Genomic DNA, 22,693 nt, shown 5'->3' with positions numbered 1-22,693 from the left:
CACCTGTTTGCTATGAAAACCTCTTCCTTACTGCTTGCTACCACTCGTGAAACCCCTGCTGATGCGGTTGTCATTAGTCACCAATTGATGTTGAGAGCGGGCATTATTCGCCCGCTGGCTGGTGGGCTTTATAACTGGTTGCCCTTAGGCGTCAAGGTTTTACGTAAAGTTGAAGCCATTATTCGTGAAGAAATGGATGCTGCAGGCGCACAAGAGTGTTTGATGCCAGTGGTTCAACCGATGGAGTTGTGGGATGAATCGGGGCGAGCAGACGATTATGGCCCTGAATTATTGCGTTTTAAAGATCGGCATCAACGGGACTTTGCGTTAGGCCCGACCCACGAAGAAATCATTACCGACTTAGTTCGTAAAGAAATTCGCAGTTATAAACAGCTCCCTGCGAATTTTTATCAAATTCAAACCAAATTCCGTGATGAAATTCGCCCGCGTTTCGGCGTGATGCGCTCTCGAGAATTTATTATGAAAGATGCCTATTCATTCCATATGGATACGGACAGTTTGCAACAAACCTATGATGTAATGTTTGAGACTTATCACCGCATTTTCAGCCGTATTGGTTTGAATTTTAGAGCCGTTCAGGCCGATACCGGTTCAATTGGCGGAGAGGGGTCTCATGAATTTCACGTGCTGGCGGATTCTGGTGAGGATGATATAGCTTTCTCAACCGAATCGGATTATGCCGCCAATGTCGAATTAGCGGAAGCCATGGCACCGAGTGCTCCCCGCGCGAAGGCCAGTCAAGACTTAACCGAAATTGCGACCCCGAATCAACATAGCATTGATGAAGTGTGTCAATTTTTAAGCGTTTCGCCAACTCAAGTGGCAAAGACGCTGATTGTCAAAGGCGCTCAGCCTGAGGCACCCATTATTGCCTTGGTGCTTCGTGGTGATCACCAGTTAAACGAAATTAAAGCTGAGAAACTGCCTCAGATTGCGTCTCCACTCGAAATGGCAACCGATGCCGAAATCATGGATACATTAGGCTGCCATACAGGTTCAATTGGCCCTATTGACTTAGTTGAAAAAAATATCCCTGTGATAGTAGATCGTTCTGCAGCACACCTAACGGACTTTATTTGTGGTGCCAATAAGGATGGCTTTCATTATCAAGGGGCTAACTGGGAACGCGATGCGCATATCACAGAAGTTGCAGATCTTCGTAACGTAGTTAAAGGTGATCCAAGTCCTTGTGGGAAAGGCACTCTTGAAATTCGCCGCGGCATTGAAGTTGGCCATATTTTCCAGCTTGGCAATAAATATTCAAAAGCCTTAAACGCAAACGTTTTAAACGAAAACAGCCGTGCGCAAATTTTAGAAATGGGCTGCTATGGCATCGGCGTTACTCGTGTGGTGGCTGCTGCCATCGAGCAGAACCATGATGAAAAAGGCATTATTTGGCCTGAAGCCATCGCCCCTTTCCAGGTCTGTATTGTGCCGATGCAAATGCATAAATCCCCTCGCGTTGAAGCAGCGACTTTAGCCTTGTACAAGGATTTAAAGTCAAAAGGAGTTGATGTTCTGTTAGACGATCGTAAAGAGCGTCCTGGCGTGATGTTTAACGATATGGAGTTAATCGGGATTCCGCACCGGATTGTCATTGGTGAACGCGGTTTGGATAAAGGTGAAATTGAGTATAAACATCGTCGTGACAGTGATTCACAAGACATTGCCGAAGCCGAGCTTATCCCATTTTTGCTGGACAAATTAGGACTTTAAAAAAAACTATTCATATTGATAAAAATTACTGATTAGCATCGGTTAGATGAAGACTACTCTCAATGCATTTTTTACCCTATAATGCAATAAAAGATAATACTGTGTGGTTCATGACAACCATAAAAAATAGCAAATACTGCAAGGGTTGTCATGCTTTTGTACTCTGAAACGCTTTAATAGGAATAAACGCCATGTCACTACCTCTGCTTATCAATAAACAGCCTGTACTGGATGCAACAAAAAGCCTCTATGCATACCAACTTAAGGTTGAAGCCCTCCCAGGTAAGACGCTGTCAACGGAACAATGGGAAAGTGCCATTCAAGATCAATGGCAACAGATCCAACAAAATATTGGATTTGAAGTCCTTACGGCCAACAAACCGGTTTTTTACCAAGTCCCTATTCCACTACTGAAACTGGCATTATTACCACCAATAGAACCCTTATCAAAACTGATTGTCGAAGTTGACATTAGCATCTTGAAAGATAAAACGGCGTTAATGGCGATCAAAGAGATGGTGCAACAAGGTGTGCAAATCGCACTGCAGGATTATCAACCCAGCACCGAACATGACAAGCTGTTATCGATTGCCAAGTTGGTGAAATTCAAAGTCATGGATATCAGCGATCAATCCTTGGACGAACTGTTTGACAAGCTGCACCAGCAAAATCTCAAAGTCATCGTGACAGGCGTAGATACGGAAGAAACCTACAGTGTATTAAAAGACAAAGGCGCTCAGTACTTCCAAGGCTATTTTTTCACCAACCCCATACTCTCATCCCAAAAAGAAGTAGCTGGTAATAAGCTGGCAATGCTTAAATTGCTAGCCGAAGTCAATGACCCTGATATTGAATTTGACGTATTAGCGAAAACCATTGGTAGTGATGTCGGTCTCACCCATAAATTACTTTCGGCGATCAATCATCCTCAAAATAATTTGCCTCAAGTAATTGATAGCTTAAAACAAGCTGTTAATTTCATGGGACTGAAACGACTTAAGTTTTGGGTGAATATGCTCATGCTGTCAGAAGTGGATGAAGTGCCAACCGAACTCCTAGTGACCGCTTTGGTTCGTGCTAAGTTTTTAGAATCCCTCGCGACTAGCATTGGTCAAGGCGTGCTTAAAGAACGTTTCTTTATGGTTGGACTGTTTTCGACCCTAAATGCCTTTTTAAAAACGCCGATGGCTGATATTGTCGATCAACTGCCTCTGACGGATAGAATCAAAGAAGCATTAACTGATCAGAAAGGCGTCATGGGGCAAGCTTTGTTGATTGCTCGAGCCTTGGAACAAGGCAATACCCACATGATTTTATCTGGTTTTGAAGGGGCTGATATCATGGTTATTTCAACCGATTATATGAATGCCAATGGTTGGGCTAATCAAACATTACAAAGCTTAGCTGCGGCCTAAACCATCAAATAAAATCATTGGCGATAATTCGGTCAAGTTCTCGACAATTTTGCTAAGTAAATCGCAGCCTTGCCTTCATGAGAAGAATAATAACTGACCCAGAGGTGTTCATCTTTTTCAACCAGGCCTGGGTAGCTACAATCGCCTTCCGATGGCAAGGTGATTAAATGGTTAAGTCGTGCCGATTCGGTTTCGATTTCATAAATCATCACCTTCGGTTGTTTTTCCTCAAATACACGAAAAGCCGCAATCAACTCTCCGGAGCTTAATTGAATTAGTTTCGGCCCACCAATTCTCACCGATAAAGGTTGCCATTGCCAAACTTGGTAAGGCGGTTTGGCTTGACCGAACAGGCCTGGACACTCTTCACCATCCCGTCTCAGTAAACAGTAGCCAGTCGCATCCGGCGCAAAAACTAAAGACGCTTCATTACTAAAACAATCAGGATTTGGAAAGAACGGTTTGAGATGGGGCTGCCAATATTTTCCGTCTTCTGAAAGATACAAACACCCATCCATATCTTTACCCGCATAACCAATACTAAAAATATGGTTTGGATTAGCACTGCCACTCCAACGCCAAGTACCTTCATCTTGATCAGTGACAAAAGGATCCGATACGGCGCCCTTTTTAAGCTGCCAGGTCACTGAACAAAGCACTGAACTTGGAGAGGTTGGCACAGCCCATCGGACACCGGCCATCAGCACTAATTGCCCTTGTGGTGTGACCACAAACTTAGGATCACGTAAATCTCCTCCTGCCCAACTTATTTCTGCAGATTTTACCCAGGCCTGGTCATTTTGACGGCATAGAATTACAATCTGACCATCCAATGACATATGGTGTTGTGCTTGTCTAAAGGCGCAGTACCAGTATCCATCAAACAAAATTAGATCTGTGAACGCATTATGAGCACCCTTGTCCCACACACAATCAACAGATTCAAGTTTTAAACCAATAGTCATTTAAACCTCAGTAATCGTGTTCAATAAATGTTGAGCAGTTCGGTTTTCGGCATTTTCTGCCAACACCCCCTCTAAAACCAACTTAGCTTCAGAAAAATTCGAGTCATCAATATAATATTGCGCTAGCTTGTTTTTAACCGACAAACGATTAGGTTGGTTATCTAGGTACATTTTTAATACTTCAATGGCTGCCGCCGTATTCCCTAGTAATTTCAACATATCGGCATAGGACACCATATAATCAATAGAAATGCCGCATAAACGTTCCAGTACAATTAATGCGGCATCAAAATCCTTTAAATCCATAGCAATAGGAAGCATTTTTTTCAATGCCATATGCTTTAACACAGGCGCTGAAATGGTTTCATAAAGATTAAATGCAGTAACAGGGTCGTTATTCAATTCTTCAACCATTCCTCTTAATAAAGTTAAAAAGCTCTCCTTCTGTTCCGCTTGTGCTGAATCAAGGGTTTCAACGTGTTCTATCAATTTTTGAATTTCTTCGCAATTTTTTAGCGCAAATGCATTATTCGCCCGTGCCATTAATGCCGATACATTGGACACATTTTTTTGTAACATCTGAGTATAAATATGATCCGTTTTTTCATATTCGGATTGGAATTGTTGAATCGCACCTTGCAAAATAGCTTCTTCAGCATCTGGTAATTCAACTGGATGCCATGCCTTCCATTGAAGAGCACGACCAAATTCATCCCATTTGCGCCAACGATCAATACACTGTGAAGGCCAGCTTTGAGTATTGAGTTCATCTGAACGAAGCTCGGCTCTTTCCAATCCTTGCTTTAATAAGCTCACTAAATGCTCACTGACCTTTTCTACACCACCAAAAAAGGCTTCCAGCTGTTGCACCACTTCTGCCTCAGTCATCGCTCCTTCATCATCAATTGGCTTAAAAACATCAGCAAAAAAAGCCGATTGAAAACTGGCTAACATATCGCCATCTCGGCCAACTAAATAATCAATTTTTTTACGGTATTTTTTAAGTTTTACCGCATTTTTTTCATTTGGCAGACCTGTTTTTGCATCATATATTTTACTGGCTAACATACGCGTTTCTTTAGCCTGCTTATATAATTTTTTAAAACGGTTATGTTGCTTTTTCAGCAGTTTTTGAGTGTCTTGAGCCAGTGAAAATTTTTCTTGGGAAGTCAGCGTAATATTGAGTTTTATTTCGGTCATTAACGCCTGTTTGGACTCTGAATGCAATTCAACCTCATTACAGTCGATAAAGACAACATTGTCCATTTTGGCGGAATGCAATCCCAAACTAATAAACTCGATCGGCTTATGCAACAAGTAATAGCTAATCATATTTTCCATCGCCTGCTTTGCCGAGAAAAAATCATCCCCTGTTTCAGTTAATTGACCCGCATTATCCAATAGGCGTGCTTTACCATAATGAGATACCGTATCGGAATGCTTGGCTTCATCACTACTGGACTCATGCGTCAAACCGCCTGCATAGCAAAAATCTACACCAGAAAAAAACACCCGAGTTGCCCCCAGGCTACAGGCTAAATGCAAGGCAGAGTTGGTCACCGTTGGTCCAAGAGTGTCAATGTTCGTCTTAGCATTCTCATCACTCCATGCATATTTCTCACCCATATAAATTGCTAACCCATTCCACTGACTTAACAAACGATGCTGGGCATGGAAGCTATGCGCTAAAATGCTGTAGTCCGAAGCACCTAATACCGCTTTTGAATTATCAAAGTTCCAAGGAAAAGGATCAACTGTCACAAAGAAATCTACCAAGATGCCTTCTCTTTCAAGGCGTTTTGCAATCCTTGCTGCAGCAAATACAATCAATTTATCCTGATTTTTTCTCACCCAATCAATGGCATCATCTAGTGTCGGCCCACCTCCCAAAATAATGGCTTCGCGCCCCTCTAGACTCTTTTCAATTTCAACAGCTGGCATCCAGTTATCGACCGCATTGAGTAAACGCTGTTCTTCAAAGACCTTATTACTTTGAACATTAAATTCCGAACGCAAATAACTAACAAACTTAACTTCCATCTGTTCCCAAAGATCCGCGTAAGGCGTATTCGGCTCTGAATCCATCACAGCGAGGGACTTAATTAGATGAATCCGACGTCGCATAATATAGCTATTAAATTCGGCGGTTAAGCGTATAAACTCAAAGTTTTGATTGACTAGACGAACCTGACCCTCCCAAACTTCTTTGTCATCACCTGCCAACTGGGCCGCCTCAATCACCTCATCAAAATCAATAAATACAAACTGACTATGTTTGTGACGTATATGTTCTTGAATATATTGATATAACAAGCCCGAATCTGACCCAACAACAATAAATAATGCCTCTTCCTCGTTTAATAAGGATTCATAATGAGGTGTTAAAACATCATCTGAGGCGTTTTTTTCAAAGGACAGTCGATTGACCTCTGGAAAGTAACTTTCACCAAATTTATTTTGTGTTAACTCCAAATGTTCCATTTTTTGCATGGCAAATTCCTTTAAATCTTTTTTATATTTCGTCAAACTGATCAAGCTTTACTGAGCACTTTTATTTGCCTGCTGATTAACCTATTTCTCAGTTACGAATACTAGTATTCCCCATCATAATTTAGCCAAATATCCAAAGTTTTAATGATAATGAAAGTATCGACATAGAAATTGTTATTTAAATTTTTTTTCGAAATGACTGGCATCAAGAAGAGTAGCTATCATAAGCCGATCTAGTATCGGTAAATTATGGGGATGGGAAATCAAAATATTATCAAGCGCCTCTCATGTAACAGTACAACAATTTTTTAATGCAATTACAGTCGGTCATGAAGTGCAATATCGAAAATGTTTGTATCTAGGATATTTCTCAAAAACTAATCACTTAAAAGCTTCAATATTTACTGGGTCACCAGACTTTCTCTCAATTTTTGCAACTTTGCCAATCACATCATCATAAAATTTCGGCGCTAGACCATAACCAGGTCTTATGCTTTTGATATGCTTGGCACAAACCACTTCACCAGGCTTAATATCATTTACAAAGTATAGGGAACGACGAAACTTAACACTTCCTTGCTCGCTAGATTTTAGCCCATAATCAACTTGTCCTAATGCTTTCCACGCTGTATAAACATCAGTACATAAAGCATTAAGCTCTGGTTCCTCTAGTGAAAAGCTATCATCTGGACCTCCGCCATTTCGATCCAGAGTAACGTGCTTTTCAATAATACAGGCACCTAATGCAACACTGGTAATTGCTGTAGTGTTATCTAAGGTATGATCAGATAGGCCTACGGGTAAGTCGAAACGATTTTTCATGTCTTGTATTGTTAATAAATTATAATCTTCAGGTGGTGCGGGGTAACCACTAACACAGTGTAAAATTGCCAATTGAGTACAACCACCTTCTCTAGCCGAGTCAATAGCTTCTTGAATTTCTTCTGCATTTGCCATGCCGGTAGAAATAATCATCGGCTTACCCGTTTGAGCCACATACTTAATTAATGGTAAATCAATGGCTTCGCAACTTGCGATTTTATAAGCTGGTGTATTTAAGTCCTCAAGTAAATCAACTGCTGTATTATCAAAAGGAGAACTAAAAATTGTAATACCAATTTTTCTAGCATACTCAAATAAAGGCCTATGCCATTCCCAAGGTGTATGAGCCCATTCATAAAGATCGTACAAACTTTTACCATCCCAAAGACCTCCTTCGATAATAAACTCAGGAGCATTACTATCCAAAGTGATAGTATCAGGGCGATAAGTTTGTAATTTGACTGCATCAGCCCCACTACGCTTAGCGGCATCAATAATAGCAATAGCTCGCTCAATATTACCATTATGATTTGCTGATAATTCTGCAATAACATATGGAGGGTTAGTACTGCTAATCAAACGATCATTTATTTTAAGCATTTTTTAATCTCAATAAAAACTTGACTCATTGAACTTAATTCAACATCAGCTCCATAACAAGCATTAGAAGCTACGCACTTAAACCTACCTGTCAATACCCTTATACTCGGCATAGATAAAGTTACTGCTGGCTCAATATCATGACTCGGGTTGTCACCAACCATAATAGTGTTTTTACTCGTCGTTCCAAGCTTAGCAAGCAGGTAATTGATACCATCCACATGGGGCTTAGGACAACCTATCTCCCATGAATATACGATTTCATCAAAATAATCTTCTATACCTAAGGCCAATACCTTCTTTTTTTGCATCAAAGGCAACCCATCAGTCAACAAACCTAGCTTTAAGTCATAGTTATTTCTTAACTCCAACAAACCTGTGACTATATTTTTTTCCAGAACTATAGTTGGCTCATGATTTCTATAAACAGTTACCAATTCTTCAACCAAACCAGCTTCATTATCAGGTATTATTTTAGCTAGTAAATAATGGTATAGGTAATTGAATATTTTCTCTCTACCATGTGTTAAAAATTGATTTTTCAAAAAAATATATATTTCATATTTGCTTATTCCGTATTTAACAGACAAATATTCTGCTACTGCATTGAAACCACTCAACACATATTCTGACTCCAAATATAATGTATCATCCAAATCAAAAATAACAGCATTAATCAATATCAGCCCCTAAAATATATTCAGAACTATATTTAAACATTTTAACGTTATACTTAATATCACTTACTGAATATGATTTTTTTCCGACCATATATTCTACTAGCCACTTCGGAGAATTTACACCAGTGACAAAAGCAAGACCTGATGCACCACCAAATCTAAGATTAGCTTCTACAAGGCTAACAACTCCATCATGGAAAAATGCCTGAACAACAATATGTCCAAAAAGATTTAAAGTTTCACCTAAATCCTTAACTAGAATCTCCAGTTCTGGTAAATCAACACTTGTTGTAATCACTGATTCACCACCAACAACCAAATCCCGACTTCTTGGTAAGACTGCTTTTACGCATCCTTCATTATCGAAAAACGCATCAATTGAATATTCTTGCCCTAAAACAAATTCCTGAATCAAGTACTTTTCAACAGGTAGGACTTTAATTATTTCAATGGCTTGATCCTTATTCTCTGCAATATAAACACCCTTACTAGCTTGAGAAAACTCTTCTTTTATTATTACCGGGTATTTAACTAAGTTTAAGCTATCATAGCTATAAGGTATAGGAAGGCCATTCTGCTTGCAGTGTTGATTAAAAGCTAATTTTGATGTGCAAATATTAATGGATGTGTTTCCACTCATTAAAACTTCAATATTATTTTCACTCAATATCGTTCTATTTTTTGCAAAAAAAATTAAATCACCATCACTAGTAGGCAAAATAAATTTAATTCTTCTCTTTTTACAGTTTCTAACTAAATCACATAAAAAATCAGCATCGTTTCTATGCGGTAAAATAAAAAAGTTATCACAAAAATACAAGGCAACAGCATCTTTAGTAACATCTGCCCCAAAAACTTTTATATTTTCTTTTTTTGCCTCTTTAATAAATGCTTTAACTAATCCAACCTTTTTGGAGACACTAGTTATTAATAAATTTCTGTTTTTTAACACACCGCCCCCTCAAAAATTGATTAATAAAACATTACAAACCTACAATAACGGTTGTATTCCTACCCATTCCTAAATCAGCTAAACTTCGATAAAAAGCATTTGCTTTATCACTGCCGTTTTTTGAAATTAAATTTTCAATAGTTAAACGTGCAAAATGCCCTTCTTTTCCAACAGATTTATTTTTTATATAATTTGAGTGGTTATTAAATATGAACCAATCTATAGGGAAATCAGCTAGTTTATCGAGCATTTTCCAACCCGTTTTTTCAATTACTTCATTAATATTCAATGTATTAAAGTAACTGATATGATCTGGTATAGCCACCCAATACTCGCTATCTACATAACTATTATTTAAGGCATATGTTTGTAACTCTGAGAAGTCATTAGGTACAGTTATAACTAATACGCCATTTTTTGATAGCAATCCCTTTAAATCCTCTAACAAATCAACTGGCTCTAAAACATGTTCCAAGACATTCTGCAGCCAAACTATTTCATATTTATTTTTTAACTCTAGCTCATTTTGTAATGACTTAAAAACATCACCTTCGACCAACTTATCTAGTAGTTTTGGGTGATGTTGCTTAATACCAGCACTGCTATAATCTAAGCCTTTAACCTGATATCCGCGCTGTTCAAAAAAATTTAAAGCAAAACCTTCACCACAACCAACATCTAGAAAACGCTCATATGTCTTTGTATCTCGTTTCTCACAAATGGCTGCATAGCGCTGTTCTAATTTTTGTTCAAATAAATTTAACTCTTGATCGCTATAGCTAGCAGAATAGGTTTTACTTTTCAGTTGTTGAAAATATTTCTGCGCATAATATTCATCTAGCTCTGCTTGCGTAGGCTTATCACAAAGCGTATAAAACCCCAATTCTGTTTGGTATGTCAAACCCATATTCACACCTTCTTTTAATAATTAATCAATAATAATATAAGATGTCAGCGGACTATGTTGCGAGCGTTTAATAGCATAACGAGACAACCCCAAGACTTCTTTAACTGCTAATGTCTCTCCTGGAAATTCAGCACAATTTAACTCATCGAATGCGACAACCGAACCTTTGGTTAAATGTGGTAATAGAGCCTCTAAACAAACTTTAGTCGGCTGATATATATCAAAATCAAAATATGCTAGAGCAACAATGGTTTCTGGATGACAATTTAAATAATCAGGTAATGTTTGAGTCGCGTCACCTTCTACTAGGTGGACTTTCTTTTTGTGCGCAATCGGTGAATTATTCTCATGAAAAGTTAGAATACTCTCGAGTGTTTGTTTCCAATTATCACTGACCCCGTAATCGCCTGCTTTTACTGACTCGCCATCTTTTTCATCCACCGAAGTAAAACCACTAAAGGTATCAAAACCGATAATTTGTCGATTATAGTTAAACGGCTCATGAATGCCTCGCAATGCGGAAAATAAAGCTAAATTTTGCCCCCAACGTACACCGAATTCCATAATTGAACCGTGAGTTTGTATGATTTTAGAATATAGCTCTTGCATAAAATTAATTCGAGATAAACTCTGGCGAGTTAAAAACAAACCCAAATTATCTAATAATTCGCTATCTGGAATAGCACTACTACGCAAGGTTTTTACCAAGTGCGTCTTGTTATTTTTTTCTTCGGTCGTTGACCCACCTAATACATTAATACTCATTATTAATCTTCCCTCCCAAATTCTTGGCACGCTATGCAAATGATTTTGCATACTCTATTGGATTGAATATAACCCAATATTTATTGCCAATTTTTACGATTATAAAACACATAAATACATTCCAACAATACTTTATTCAGCGCAAACTACTTATCTTTTCCAATTATTCTGTACCACTTCATTCCGCTAAAAAAATGAAAAAGAAATATCAGCCTACATTCTCTCATATCACAATAACAAGCCTTGATTACAAATAAAAAACATTCACAATTTCAATACAGGTTATATCCTTTACCCATAAACAATTTAATTTTACTTGTGCAAAATTTTCGTAGGTAAGATTTCCTTAGATCAGTTAGAAAATCGTTAATTCTCACTCAGAACGCGCTTCATTTTATTACGTAAATTCACTAATCACTATCATATTAGCTATTCGTTTCTGCTCTCATTCAAAGCTCTGAATCACTTTAGATGTATACTTGATTTTACGAGCACATTGTATTTATCACGCGATCACAACCATGTCCATCACAAACACCACTTGCTATCTGGCCTAACGAAGGCATCCAATCCAGTGCGGTCGATAACAACGAAACCAGTTCTTTCGGTTGATAAATCGACTTAACAACACCGTCAATCGCCAAACGTTCGGCCACCTGGCGCTGATTTTCAGCTATTACCAATTGAATAGTAGGAACGCCTAGACAACAACGCTCCCAAGTTGTAGCCCCAGCTGCGCCAATAGCCAAGTCTGCATTAGCCATAAGCTCAGCTATATTGTTGACATTGATTCTAACACTGGTTTTGAAATTCAGGCTTTCAGCTTGTTGTTCGATGGCTTTTAAGTGAGGTGAAGTTAACCCCATAACAATTGTTACTTCAATACCGGAGTCCAACTCTGCTTTAGACAATTGTTGAAGAACTTGCCCAGTAATGTTACCTGAATCGACTCCTCCTAGCGTGATTAAAATACCTTTAACCTTCTGATTATTTTTTCTACGTTCCAAGCTGAAATGTCGCCACTTTGCAAACTCTGGTCTTAACAATGCATATTGTGCTCCTGCTAGGATTTTACAGTTTTTGGGCACAAGCTTTTGGTACTTATCGACAGTTGAACCATAATTCTGATCCAGTAATAAATCAGAAATATGTCGTCTATCTCCTAAATCATCAATGACCATGAGTTTTCGATATAAATTCTTTAAGATTTTCTGCCATGATGCATCAATTGAATAATGATCTACAACTAACCAATCTGGATGTATTTGTTGTAATATCGAATGACACTCTATTGCATCTTCTTGTTGTGTGGCGCCAAGCCAATCAGAGTGACTGAGCTTGGGAACTGGAGATTCGTTGGTTTGAAAATAATGACAAAGTTGTTCTGCTCCACACGGTAATGACTTCATTGACTCGCCTTGCACGGAATGACATAGAACTTCATCATAGCTGGTATTTAGTGTATAAACTTTAAAGCCTTCGTTTTGAATTTTTTCGATTAAATTGCCTATATGGTTCCGACAAATAAACTGAACTTCTGCTCCCTTTTCAGACAATGCTTTGGCCAAAGTCATACAGCGCATAACATGCCCTGTGCCGATTTGAATTGAAGCATCAGTTCGGAACACGACTTTCATTCAATATCCCTTTCTTGTTTTAGCATTTTATACATCAGTTTTGGCTTTTTCCAATCTTCAACTGAACCTTTTTTACTAAATAGCATTAGCAGAGCCGCCTCTAAAACGAAATGCTTTGAAAAAGGAATCCAACAATAAACTGTATTTGGTTTTACACATTATTGTTAGAAGCATTCAATCATATGCTTAATAATCGGAATTATTCGTAAATAATCATTGCCTGTATATACAAGTCTCATTAAACGTCACTGATGAACTCAATGATTCTTTAATTTCTGTAACTTCCTTTGCAAAGGATTAATAAAAGTTGGTAAAAAAATTGAAAGCTAAGAGTTCGACGGATTGATAGTGTACTAAGAGGACCAGTTTTCTTTTCTGTAAAAGTGCTTAAGCCAGATAATAGCTTCAATCAGCCCTCTGCAAAAGGGTTGAAAAAACTCTGAAACAATCTTTAAAATACTAAAGGTTAAGCGTCACACCGTTTAAAAAGCAGAATCTCAGAATGAAAATGATCGACCGTTTTATAACCAAATGGCATAACATTACTGTCGACTAGTTCATAGCCACCGACCATACGGATATAATCTTCCGTTAAGATTGGTGTCTCAACACCAAAACGATGTTGAGATCGTAATTGTTTACCTTCGCGCATATTGCGTAATAACAACCATTTTGCATTTAAGCGTTTGACATGCGCTAAATAGTTCTGAACAATCTCAGGTTCCATTTCTTGAAATGAAATGAAATTGACGAATAAATCAACATCCCCTGACAACTGCTCAATTTGCCAGGAATTTAACACACTAGCTTTTTGAAGCGAATTGACGGCAATATCGGTTAATGTGGCTGTATCTTCATAGGTACTCACTTGGTCTGCGCCAAAGACCTTTTGCAAATAATACTCTGAAACCATTGACGTTGGTGGAATATCCACATCAATATACTGTGCACTATTGAAAGTTTTTAACACAATTTCACCCAACGTACCGAATCCACCGCCAATTTCCAGTACCGTATTTATCGTATGTAATGGAACATATTGCTGTAAAAAAGACAGTCCTAACAAATAATTTAAAGCCGAACGACTATAGAAATGATTGTCAAATTCAAACTGTTCAACGGGATTCCCTACCTGGCTTTCTGAAAAACTGCGTAGATCCACACATCCTTCGATTGATGGTCGGGGTCCATTCGTTGCCATAAACACACGATAATCGGCTAACGCCGCCACATAACCTGATGTGAACTGACTCACAATCTCCTGTTGTTTTTCAGAAGCATTTACCTGCTCTAACGCGGTTTCAAGCTGCTGCACAATTTCCTCTGATAAGGCATTACCCGGAAAACCGTAAGTCGGTACGAAAAATAAAAGTGACGCCATTAACCGCCGAAAATTTTCAATGCCATTGGCTTCAAACTCTTTAACCAGTTCCAATGAAGCCTCGGCCCAAAATGCCGAGGGACGATATAAGACATTATTCTGCTGCATCACTGCTAATAATGCTTGATATTTTTGTGCAATCATATTTTTCCAATATCCTTTGAGTTTACTTGTATTAGTAAGTTAAGGTAGTCGGAGACAACTTACTTCATATGTAAAAATTTATAAAATCTTTCGGCAAAGTCCCAATCTTCAAGAGTATCTATATCATGCGCTAAATGTCTTGGTAACACAAATGGTACGGCAGAATCTGAATGTATTGACACACCACTTTTATAGATTTGAGCATCGCAGAAATAAAACATGCCCGCATCAAAAAAAGTGGGTGGGAGATCTTGAGTTCGGGTTTGCTGAAACTCAGGGTATAAGCTCACTGCACGACCTTGATCACTTAACTTTAAAGCCCTTTGGGGAGCTGAATGAAACTCACTCACTGCAAAGCAATAAGGCGACTGAACGTCTTTCCATAGTCTATAACCGTCTTGCAATAAATTTTGATTTATAAAAGGCGTTGACGGATATAGACAAGTCATTTCTTCAACCGAATAACCTTTATTTTCATACCACTCAATTGCATGAATCAGTACAGGTGCCGTAGCCGTGTGGTCATCTGATAGCGCCTCTGGACGCATAAACGGCACCTCCGCACCATATTGTTTAGCAATATCAGCAATTTCCGAATCATTAGTGGACACCACCACCGCATCAAATAAGCTAGAAGCAATGGCGGCTTCAATAGGATATGCAATAACAGGTTTTCCTAAAAAAGGACGTATGTTTTTTCGTGGGATGCGTTTACTGCCTCCTCGAGCAGGGATAACACAAATTTTCATATTAAACTCTCTTTGATAGCTTTAATAACCGTCGCCTGATTAGCAATTGTCATGCCCTGGTGCAATGGAATGCTGATCGCTTTACGATAATACGCCTCTGCAACCGGATAATCTCCTACTCGAAATCCTCGTTGTTGATAATAGGGCTGAGTATGAACGGGAATATAGTGAACATTAACCCCCAAACCCTTCTCTCTCAGACGATCAAAAAATTGCTGGCGCGAAACAACTTCCGTTTCCAACTGAATTGGAAATAGGTGATAAGAAGAACGATTTCCCTCTGACTGAAAAGGCAACTTAAGTGGAAAATTTTTTAAACTCTGATGGTAAACCTGTGCTAACTGATGACGTTTTTCGACAAAAGCCTCTAATTGCTTTAACTGGCTCAAGCCTAGAGCTGCTTGTAGATCTGTCATTCGATAATTAAACCCTAAATCAACCTGCTGGTAAAACCAAGCACCTCTTTCCGCATCGACGCTGGGGCAGTCATACATTAATTGGGGTTCTCTCGTCACACCATGGCTGCGTAACAATTTCATTTTTTCTGCCAGGCCTGGTTGATTTGTCATCGCTACACCGCCTTCTGCGGTGGTGATAATTTTAACGGGATGAAAGCTGAAAACCGTAACATCAGAATAGCGACAACTACCGACTGGTTGGTCTTGATATTGGGCACCAATGGCATGTGCTGCATCTTCGATAATCGCAAAACCAAATTGTTGGGAAAGCTGATAAATTGCTTTCATATCACAGGGCTGTCCAGCAAAATGGACGGGGATCACGACCTTCGGCAACTTACCATGTTGCTCTGCGACAAGCAATTTCTCTTTTAAAGCCGAAACCGACATATTGTACGTTTGCGGATCAATATCAACAAAATCAACTTCAGCGCCACAATACCGTGCACAATTCGCCGAAGCGACAAAGGTATTCGGTGAAGTCCAAACCCAATCGCCATTCGAAACACCTAAGGCAAGACAAGCAATATGCAAGGCTGAAGTCGCACTATTGACTGCAACGGCATAGCGTGCTTTACACTCTTGTGCAATCGCCTGCTCAAACGCTGGCACCTGTTCGCCTTGAGTTAAATAGTCAGATTTTAAAACCGCTTTAACAGCGTCAATATCATCTTCACTGATTAACTGTTTACCGTAGGGAATCATCCAGTTATTCCTTGTTTGAAGTGCATGATGATGGTTATTAGATTGGCTAACATTCTACGTATTCTTTTTCATCTCTATAAATTCATTCATGCCTTGCCACAGAACATTGATTCTTGACTAGAGTTCAAACCCAATTAGCTATCTAACATCCTGGCTTAGCCAAACGACACTCACCAAAACCCGCTGCATAAGAAAACATTAACTTACGGTCATAATAAAGAAAACTGTTCCACTGGTGATGAGTACAAACTCATTACTTATTGAGTACACAGTCATGCACTAACACTGGCGCAAATTGATGCAAAAAATTTGTGGAATAATCATACCACTGATTGAAACGCCTTTACACTGCGTAACTTATATTTATTTAATCGGCCAAAACCGTTATTTCATAACCCATAAAAAGCAGCTTTTTTAACTCAAACCATGCCTGAATCGGTTATAGTGTTGAAAATTAAATGGAAACCGAGCTTTATAATACGCTTATTATGCGATTAATTATTTACGATACAGAATTTACGGCCTGGGAAGGATCTCAGCACCGAGGTTGGGGTTTACCCTGGGAGGCACGGGAACTGATTCAATTTTCGGCTTCTTGCATTCAAATCACCGAACAGGGTTTATCGGTTGAAACAGACTTGAACCATTTTATAAAACCCAACAAAAACCCGAAACTGTCAGACTATATTCAAGACCTGACTGGTATTTCACAAGCGGATGTTGATAATGGCCTCACGCCCAAAGACTTTTTTCAACAGCTCGCCAGCTTTACCCGAAACGGTAAAATTGCAATGGCAAGTTGGGGTAATGACCTGCATGTTTTACAAGAAACCGCCACACTCAATCGGCTCAGTCCTGACTGGATTCAATCTTATGATCTAATTGAGGTCTTTGAACCGTTTGGCGTCAATACAAGCGTCACCAGTGGCGAGCTTTTTCAGCAGTTTAATTTGGCTCTAGAGGTTCACGAGCATAATGCATTAGATGATACCCGCAGTTTGGTTGCGTCTTTAAACGCATTGCATCAACAAGCCCCGAAAACGACCTATCAACGAATTCAATCGCTCATTAACCAAACCAATGACGAATTAAGCCGCCTTTAGTAAATCACGATATTTTGTTTCCGCCTTTAACACTTTTTCTAAATAATGCCGAGTCTCATCTGATTGATGCTCAAATCGTAACTTTCGATAAACTTGCTTTGGACTCATTCGGTTCAGTTGTTGCGTTGCCGTTTTAGGGGTTTTGCCAAATAATTCAAGCACAGTGCTTAAGCCACCGTTATAAGATGAAATGGTCACCATTTGCTTAATTCGATCATCTTTAATATCCGCTAAATAGTCGTGCGTAAGCAGCCCAAGATATGCGGTTCCCATACGAATATTACTTTTTGAATCAAACAACTCGGACAAACTCGGTTGGCCAGGTTTGGCGTCAACGTACTGATAAACATCTTTACCCGCTGCATCCGCTTTTAACTGCATTAGACCAATCGCATTGGAGCGGCTGACGGCATTGGGATTAAATGCACTCTCGGTTTCCATAACTGCGTACACCAAAGACGGTGGAATTTGATACTCTTTTGCATAATTTTCTACCCAGGCCTGGTAATTTTTAGCGGGCCCCGTAATGCCATATTCAACAAGCGGGATATGCAACGTAATAAACTTGCCAGCTTCATCCTGGTGTTCTTCAACATGATGTTCCATTAAATAATCAGCATACTTAAAGGCTTGCAGAGGATAACGAACAGGCGCTTTATTTTGATCCAAGACCCGACGAAAAAAATAAGGACGCTGCTTTAAATCAATTGGTTGGGTTTTTAGTAAATCTGCTTCTGCAAGAGGCGTATTCGATAATAATACCCGACTAACGACTTTTTGAATATTTTCAGTTGAAGCTATTTTTTTTGGAAATGCGATGACGATTTCGTCTGGATATAAAACCAATTCAGGCAAAGCCACAGGAGCATCGTTATCTTCGATGTCAACTTTAGAAGGTGTGGGTGTTTTTTTATCAGGTTGCTGACGAATTGATAACGTTAATGGTACCGTTTTTTGATGTGATGGAGGAGTGAAATAAACAGCCGTTTTGACAACTGGTTCGACCAAGTCCAAACGTTCTGTTGAAACTTTTTGCGGTGTTGATGGCTGCTTAGAAATCTGTTTGGTCGACTGAGATTCATTGTGTTTTTGTTGGGTTCCTAGCTGCCGACTAGACCCGGCTTGTATCATCCTTGGTGCTTGAAGCAATTGCGTCCTATTGGGTTTTTCTGTCGCACTTTGTGGTTGGTAATAGTTGGCTGACATTTGCGTTACCCAGCGCTGCACCTCCATCATGGCTGCACTATTCACCGCCATCAAAATCAATGCAGCCGTTACCACATAAAAAGCTGTTTTGTATAAAGACACGCTTACTCCTGTCAAAAAACGGTTGGGATATTTTGACTAAAGCAACTTAGAGGCCAAAGCCTCTAAGGCGATCTATTCATGCTTATCTGATGAAATCAAATAAAGAATTGCTTTGAACTTTTGAAAAGATTTGCTGAGCAACCTGCAAGGCATTTTGATGCTGAGTTAAAGTTGAAATGCCTTGTACCAAGTCCATTTGTTCAATATTCATTTTGCGTTCCTCAAGGGTGACTTTAAAAGTCTGTCCTGCATCATATTGCGCCTGAATACGATTTTGACGTCCGCCAATTTCAGCACGAATATCCGATAACTGTGTTAGTGATTTATCCATATCCGTCACCAAATTATCAGATGGTGCTTGACCCGCTTGTAATGTTTTTTGAAACTCAACCAAAATATTGAGGATATTTGCATCTGGTTGCGGCGTTAGTGCGACGGGTGGCGCGCCAGCTGGGTCATCAACAAACTGTGTCGTTGCGCCAGGTACTTGAAAAACCCTATCTCCGTTATCGGTAATTCTGACACGACTGGAGTCTCCCAAGTCCCCAGCATCTAACTGGTTATTAGCGTCAAACCCAATCTGTACAAAACGTGCACCAAAGTTCGCTTGAGAATCGATTGCAGGTGTTGCTGCACCGACTGTAGAGTTATTACTCCCAATATAGGCATAATATCCAGGGTTATTAGGGTCAGGAACAAAGGCCTCCGCTGCATTGACACTGTTACCCGCAAACAGTTTCTCACCTTCAGAATTCGTATAATTCATGGTATTTTTAACTTGTTCAATAATCTGACCGATTTCTAATGCTGTTGCTTTTCGATCATTCGTACCATAGGTATCGTTTTTCATTAGAATTGCAAGTTCTCGCGCACGCTGAATACTGTCAATGGTTCCGGCAATGGCCGTTTCTTCTTGAACCAGCTGGGATTTAGCAAACTGTCCATTTTTTTCATACTGCGCCAGCGTATTAATCGACTTATTAAGTGAATGAATTTGATTCGTTGCGATAGGGTCATCACTAGGACGGTTAACACGCTTTCCTGTAGACATCTTTTCCTGTACGTCCATAATCGCTAATTGATGCTTGTTGATTGCACTAAAGCTTTGAAACTGAGATTGATTACTAGAAACTCTCATGATATATACCCCCTATGCCTTATAACCTAACGGCACCTAACAAACTTTGAAATAAAGATTGTGATGTCTGAATAATCTGAGCAGACGCTTGATATGCCTGCTGAAATCTTAATAAATTTGCCGCTTCTTCATCTAAGTTTACTCCAGAATAAGCTTCTCGTCTGTCATTAACCTGATTAAATACATTTTCTTGTGCCGTTAATTGAATTTGTGTACCACTTACATACATCCCGACATTGGTCGCCATTTTTGAATAGCCACCCAAAATAGTTTCCGACGGATTGCCGTTTTGATCGGAGTATAAGATTTTCTTTGACTGCAAGCTAGCGATATTGGCCATATTCACATTGTCACCATACGCAGCGGCGGCTGGGACTTCATCCGTTAAGACACCATCATTATTAGTATCTTGAGATGATTGCCCTCTACTCGCTAGCTTTTCAGGCGCATCCAAAATCGTATTAAAATTATTCAATATTTCCTGATGCGGTTTAACGATAAATTGGTCACCATCATCTGGCACCAGTGCTACAGAAAAATCAAATTGCAACCCATCAATATTTTTCACTCCGTTATCGGGTGCGCCTAAACTTACGGATATTGGGTTACCTGCCGCATCATTAAGCACTTCACCCGTTTTGTAATCGCGAACTTCATAACTGTTACTTACCGCTATAAAAGTCAGTTCATATTCCCGAGCTTTAAAATTCCCAATTTCTGCCATAGCCGTTTGAAAATTGGTTTGCTTATCACCATAAGTCGGAGGCTGCGCATTGGCTGCTGGCGCAACAGCAGCTGGATCAAAGGGTGGATTGGTTCCTTGTACAGGTGTGCTTGGGTTATAAAGCGGATTAAAGCTGACTTTAATATTGGTACCATCTTCTACCCCTGTATTCGTCAGCCGTTCATTAGCGTTCACCGTTAAGGGCTGATAGAAATCCTGTCCAGGATCGCCATTCAAGTCAAAACCTTGATAGTGTTGCCAGTTAACCGATGCGACTAAGCCGTTGAGGGCAACCCCCAACTCATTCATAGATTTATCTAACATATTGTTACGGAAGTCCAATAAACCACCTAACTGTCCTCCCTGAACACTGTCAGAGATCATTTTTTGATTGCCGCTCAGGTCAATATAGACCTCCATTTTTTGCTCATTCTTATAATCGCTATAAGATGCTGACAAGTTGGTTCTGACATTATCGTTTAATAGTGGGTATCGCCCATCAGCCGTATAAATTTCAATTCGGCCATCAGGCTGTTTGAACGTTTTTATGTCCATTAAAGCACCAAATTGCTTTATGGCTTCATCTCGTTGGTCTAACAAATCATTTGGTGGTTGCCCACCATAGTTTGTTGAATTGGCGACTTCTTGGTTTATCGCTTGTATCGACGTCAGTTGCTCATTAACTTGCAGCACAATATTTTCAATCTGGGCATTGGTTTGAATTTGCGTTTCACTCAGTACGCCACTCATATTGGAAAGCATGCTTTCCATGTTATTTGATTCACTGATAACTTGCTGACGCGCCGTTGAAGAAGTCGGATTATTGGCTAAATTGTGAAATGAGTCAAATAAACGCTGCATAAAGTCTTGAATACCCGCATCGTTACCTGCAACCACCCCTTCCAGCTGTTTGGCCACACTCAATTGCTCGCTGTAACGACTTCTTTGACTATTAGCATCCACAAGCTGGGACTGGATAAAATCAGCATACATTCTCTGAACGGTACCAATTCTTGAGCCGCCTCCATGAAAACCGACACTGGCATTACCTGGCGCATCACTTAAAATTTCAGCTCTCTGACGGTTATAACCTTCTGTACCAATATTAGCGACGTTATGACTTGTCACATCGAGTGCGCGTTTAAAGGTGTTAGTTGCATTGGTTCCAATCGTTAACATGTCAGCCATAGCAGGCTCCTTTTTCTGATCCAGTCATTCCAATCATTTTATTGGATTGCTCTTAAAGCTAAACGCTCTGCTGTTGTATATTGTTTTGCAGGCGGTTTTTCAAGTTCGGTTTGCTGCTTATTTTTATTCATCAATTGTTCATGATACTGCTCAGCAGTCATGGTTGGCAACTTTTGAGACAGCTGCTCTACAATTTTATCGGCCAAACCTAAAGAACCTTTAGTGGACAAACCTTGCGACAACTGTTTGTCATACCAGTCTTTATAAAACTCAGTACCTTCACCGTCCATAAAGCCATCATCAAATTTAACTTGACGCGCTTGTTTTAAAATTTGATTTAAAAACATGGCCTCAAATTGCTCAGCAACCGGACGCAGAGCCGCTTGCTGATCTTCACGCGCCGTTTTCTTTAAATCACTAAAGGCACTACCACTACCATAAATCTGTTGATAGGCTTCAAGTTTTGGCGTTTGTAAGTCAAGGCTCGACATCTTCTTGCCCTCTAAATAACCATTAGATCGGCACGTAAAGCACCGGAACGTTTTAGCGCTTCCAGAATGGCCACTAAGTCACCAGGTGCAGCGCCCACTTTATTCACGGCCTGAACAATATCGTCTAAAGACACCCCTTTCGGGAACTTAAACATACGTCCATTGCCGCTTTCTTCAATCGAGATATCGGATTCTTCCGTCAAAGCGGTATCCCCACCAGCCATAGGATTAGGTTGTGAAACGGCTGAACGCTCAGTCACCTTTACGATTAGATTTCCGTGAGTCACTGCCGCTGCACTTACCGTAACATGCTGACCAATCACCACGGTTCCAG

19 protein-coding genes are annotated in these 22,693 nt (G+C 39.7%); 3 read left to right on the top strand and 16 right to left on the bottom strand.

Annotation, left to right across the window (positions count from 1 at the left end; all coding sequences use genetic code 11):
* Positions 1 to 12 precede the first annotated feature (12 nt).
* Positions 13 to 1,737 carry a proline--tRNA ligase gene (locus CYQ88_RS03055; protein WP_101840015.1) on the top strand — a complete coding sequence of 575 codons (1,725 nt, stop codon included), beginning with the start codon at positions 13 to 15 and terminating at the stop codon, positions 1,735 to 1,737.
* A 191-nt stretch (positions 1,738 to 1,928) separates the two neighbouring features.
* Entirely contained in the window at positions 1,929 to 3,152 is a 1,224-nt protein-coding gene (locus CYQ88_RS03050; protein WP_101839880.1) for an EAL and HDOD domain-containing protein, read from the top strand.
* Positions 3,153 to 3,184: 32 nt separating this feature from the next.
* Here the strand turns inward: CYQ88_RS03050 and CYQ88_RS03045 are convergent, their stop codons facing one another.
* The 11 genes from CYQ88_RS03045 to pseC all read right to left on the bottom strand — a co-directional run bounded on the left by CYQ88_RS03045 (position 3,185) and on the right by pseC (position 16,407).
* Positions 3,185 to 4,117 carry a hypothetical protein gene (locus CYQ88_RS03045; protein ID WP_101839879.1) on the bottom strand — a complete coding sequence of 311 codons (933 nt, stop codon included), beginning with the start codon at positions 4,115 to 4,117 and terminating at the stop codon, positions 3,185 to 3,187.
* The gene (locus CYQ88_RS03040) at positions 4,118 to 6,607 is read right to left on the bottom strand and encodes a 6-hydroxymethylpterin diphosphokinase MptE-like protein (RefSeq protein WP_101839878.1); all 2,490 of its coding nucleotides are present in this window, start codon (positions 6,605 to 6,607) and stop codon (positions 4,118 to 4,120) included.
* Between the two features lie 381 nt (positions 6,608 to 6,988).
* A complete protein-coding gene (pseI, locus tag CYQ88_RS03035; protein ID WP_101839877.1) occupies positions 6,989 to 8,029 on the bottom strand; it encodes a pseudaminic acid synthase in 1,041 nt (346 codons plus the stop codon).
* A complete protein-coding gene (locus tag CYQ88_RS03030; protein WP_158235996.1) occupies positions 8,017 to 8,709 on the bottom strand; it encodes an HAD family hydrolase in 693 nt (230 codons plus the stop codon). The genes pseI and CYQ88_RS03030 overlap by 13 nt, the downstream gene beginning before the upstream one ends.
* Entirely contained in the window at positions 8,702 to 9,661 is a 960-nt protein-coding gene (locus CYQ88_RS03025; RefSeq protein ID WP_101839875.1) for an ATP-grasp domain-containing protein, read from the bottom strand. Before CYQ88_RS03025 ends, CYQ88_RS03030 begins: the two co-directional genes overlap by 8 nt.
* 31 nt (positions 9,662 to 9,692) lie before the next feature.
* Complete coding sequence (locus CYQ88_RS03020) at positions 9,693 to 10,568, bottom strand: bifunctional 2-polyprenyl-6-hydroxyphenol methylase/3-demethylubiquinol 3-O-methyltransferase UbiG (RefSeq protein ID WP_101839874.1); 876 nt, start codon at positions 10,566 to 10,568, stop codon at positions 9,693 to 9,695.
* A gap of 21 nt (positions 10,569 to 10,589) precedes the next feature.
* Positions 10,590 to 11,333: a TylF/MycF/NovP-related O-methyltransferase gene (locus tag CYQ88_RS03015; RefSeq protein ID WP_101839873.1), complete on the bottom strand. Its 744-nt coding sequence runs from the start codon at positions 11,331 to 11,333 to the stop codon at positions 10,590 to 10,592.
* Positions 11,334 to 11,818: 485 nt separating this feature from the next.
* A complete protein-coding gene (gene pseG, locus CYQ88_RS03010) occupies positions 11,819 to 12,970 on the bottom strand; it encodes a UDP-2,4-diacetamido-2,4,6-trideoxy-beta-L-altropyranose hydrolase (protein ID WP_101839872.1) in 1,152 nt (383 codons plus the stop codon).
* A 466-nt stretch (positions 12,971 to 13,436) separates the two neighbouring features.
* A complete protein-coding gene (locus tag CYQ88_RS03005) occupies positions 13,437 to 14,495 on the bottom strand; it encodes a putative sugar O-methyltransferase (protein WP_101839871.1) in 1,059 nt (352 codons plus the stop codon).
* A gap of 59 nt (positions 14,496 to 14,554) precedes the next feature.
* Complete coding sequence (gene pseF / locus CYQ88_RS03000; protein ID WP_101839870.1) at positions 14,555 to 15,244, bottom strand: pseudaminic acid cytidylyltransferase; 690 nt, start codon at positions 15,242 to 15,244, stop codon at positions 14,555 to 14,557.
* Positions 15,241 to 16,407, bottom strand: coding sequence for a UDP-4-amino-4,6-dideoxy-N-acetyl-beta-L-altrosamine transaminase (gene pseC, locus CYQ88_RS02995; RefSeq protein ID WP_101839869.1), 1,167 nt, complete (start codon positions 16,405 to 16,407; stop codon positions 15,241 to 15,243). Before pseC ends, pseF begins: the two co-directional genes overlap by 4 nt.
* A 458-nt stretch (positions 16,408 to 16,865) precedes the next feature.
* On the opposite strand from pseC, the gene CYQ88_RS02990 reads away from it, so the two are divergent.
* Entirely contained in the window at positions 16,866 to 17,510 is a 645-nt protein-coding gene (locus CYQ88_RS02990; protein ID WP_101839868.1) for a 3'-5' exonuclease, read from the top strand.
* Here CYQ88_RS02990 and CYQ88_RS02985 read toward each other — a convergent pair.
* From CYQ88_RS02985 to CYQ88_RS02965, 5 genes are all read right to left on the bottom strand, one after another.
* On the bottom strand, positions 17,496 to 18,818 hold the full coding sequence (locus tag CYQ88_RS02985; protein WP_101839867.1) for a murein transglycosylase domain-containing protein: 1,323 nt from the start codon (positions 18,816 to 18,818) through the stop codon (positions 17,496 to 17,498). The genes CYQ88_RS02990 and CYQ88_RS02985 overlap by 15 nt on opposite strands.
* An 82-nt stretch (positions 18,819 to 18,900) precedes the next feature.
* A complete protein-coding gene (gene flgL / locus CYQ88_RS02980) occupies positions 18,901 to 19,956 on the bottom strand; it encodes a flagellar hook-associated protein FlgL (protein WP_101839866.1) in 1,056 nt (351 codons plus the stop codon).
* A 19-nt stretch (positions 19,957 to 19,975) separates the two neighbouring features.
* On the bottom strand, positions 19,976 to 21,868 hold the full coding sequence (gene flgK / locus CYQ88_RS02975; protein WP_101839865.1) for a flagellar hook-associated protein FlgK: 1,893 nt from the start codon (positions 21,866 to 21,868) through the stop codon (positions 19,976 to 19,978).
* 38 nt (positions 21,869 to 21,906) lie between these two features.
* Entirely contained in the window at positions 21,907 to 22,359 is a 453-nt protein-coding gene (locus tag CYQ88_RS02970) for a rod-binding protein (RefSeq protein ID WP_101839864.1), read from the bottom strand.
* An 11-nt stretch (positions 22,360 to 22,370) separates the two neighbouring features.
* Positions 22,371 to 22,693 (bottom strand): flagellar basal body P-ring protein FlgI (locus tag CYQ88_RS02965; protein ID WP_199170152.1); only part of this gene is annotated, 323 nt, incomplete at its 5' end.

The organism is Hydrogenovibrio sp. SC-1, from assembly GCF_002848135.1.
Taxonomy (GTDB): domain Bacteria; phylum Pseudomonadota; class Gammaproteobacteria; order Thiomicrospirales; family Thiomicrospiraceae; genus Hydrogenovibrio.
This window is presented reverse-complemented; position numbering and strand designations above follow the sequence as displayed.

Coding starts and splice junctions, on each gene's coding strand:
- CYQ88_RS03040 (WP_101839878.1), bottom strand. CDS start 6,607: ATGCAAAAAATGGAACATTTGGAGTTAACACAAAATAAATTTGGTGAA.
- CYQ88_RS03015 (WP_101839873.1), bottom strand. CDS start 11,333: ATGAGTATTAATGTATTAGGTGGGTCAACGACCGAAGAAAAAAATAAC.
- CYQ88_RS03045 (WP_101839879.1), bottom strand. CDS start 4,117: ATGACTATTGGTTTAAAACTTGAATCTGTTGATTGTGTGTGGGACAAG.
- CYQ88_RS03020 (WP_101839874.1), bottom strand. CDS start 10,568: ATGGGTTTGACATACCAAACAGAATTGGGGTTTTATACGCTTTGTGAT.
- CYQ88_RS03005 (WP_101839871.1), bottom strand. CDS start 14,495: ATGATTGCACAAAAATATCAAGCATTATTAGCAGTGATGCAGCAGAAT.
- pseF (WP_101839870.1), bottom strand. CDS start 15,244: ATGAAAATTTGTGTTATCCCTGCTCGAGGAGGCAGTAAACGCATCCCA.
- CYQ88_RS02990 (WP_101839868.1), top strand. CDS start 16,866: ATGGAAACCGAGCTTTATAATACGCTTATTATGCGATTAATTATTTAC.
- pseI (WP_101839877.1), bottom strand. CDS start 8,029: ATGCTTAAAATAAATGATCGTTTGATTAGCAGTACTAACCCTCCATAT.
- flgL (WP_101839866.1), bottom strand. CDS start 19,956: ATGAGAGTTTCTAGTAATCAATCTCAGTTTCAAAGCTTTAGTGCAATC.
- pseG (WP_101839872.1), bottom strand. CDS start 12,970: ATGAAAGTCGTGTTCCGAACTGATGCTTCAATTCAAATCGGCACAGGG.
- flgK (WP_101839865.1), bottom strand. CDS start 21,868: ATGGCTGACATGTTAACGATTGGAACCAATGCAACTAACACCTTTAAA.
- pseC (WP_101839869.1), bottom strand. CDS start 16,407: ATGATTCCCTACGGTAAACAGTTAATCAGTGAAGATGATATTGACGCT.
- CYQ88_RS03050 (WP_101839880.1), top strand. CDS start 1,929: ATGTCACTACCTCTGCTTATCAATAAACAGCCTGTACTGGATGCAACA.
- CYQ88_RS02970 (WP_101839864.1), bottom strand. CDS start 22,359: ATGTCGAGCCTTGACTTACAAACGCCAAAACTTGAAGCCTATCAACAG.
- CYQ88_RS03055 (WP_101840015.1), top strand. CDS start 13: ATGAAAACCTCTTCCTTACTGCTTGCTACCACTCGTGAAACCCCTGCT.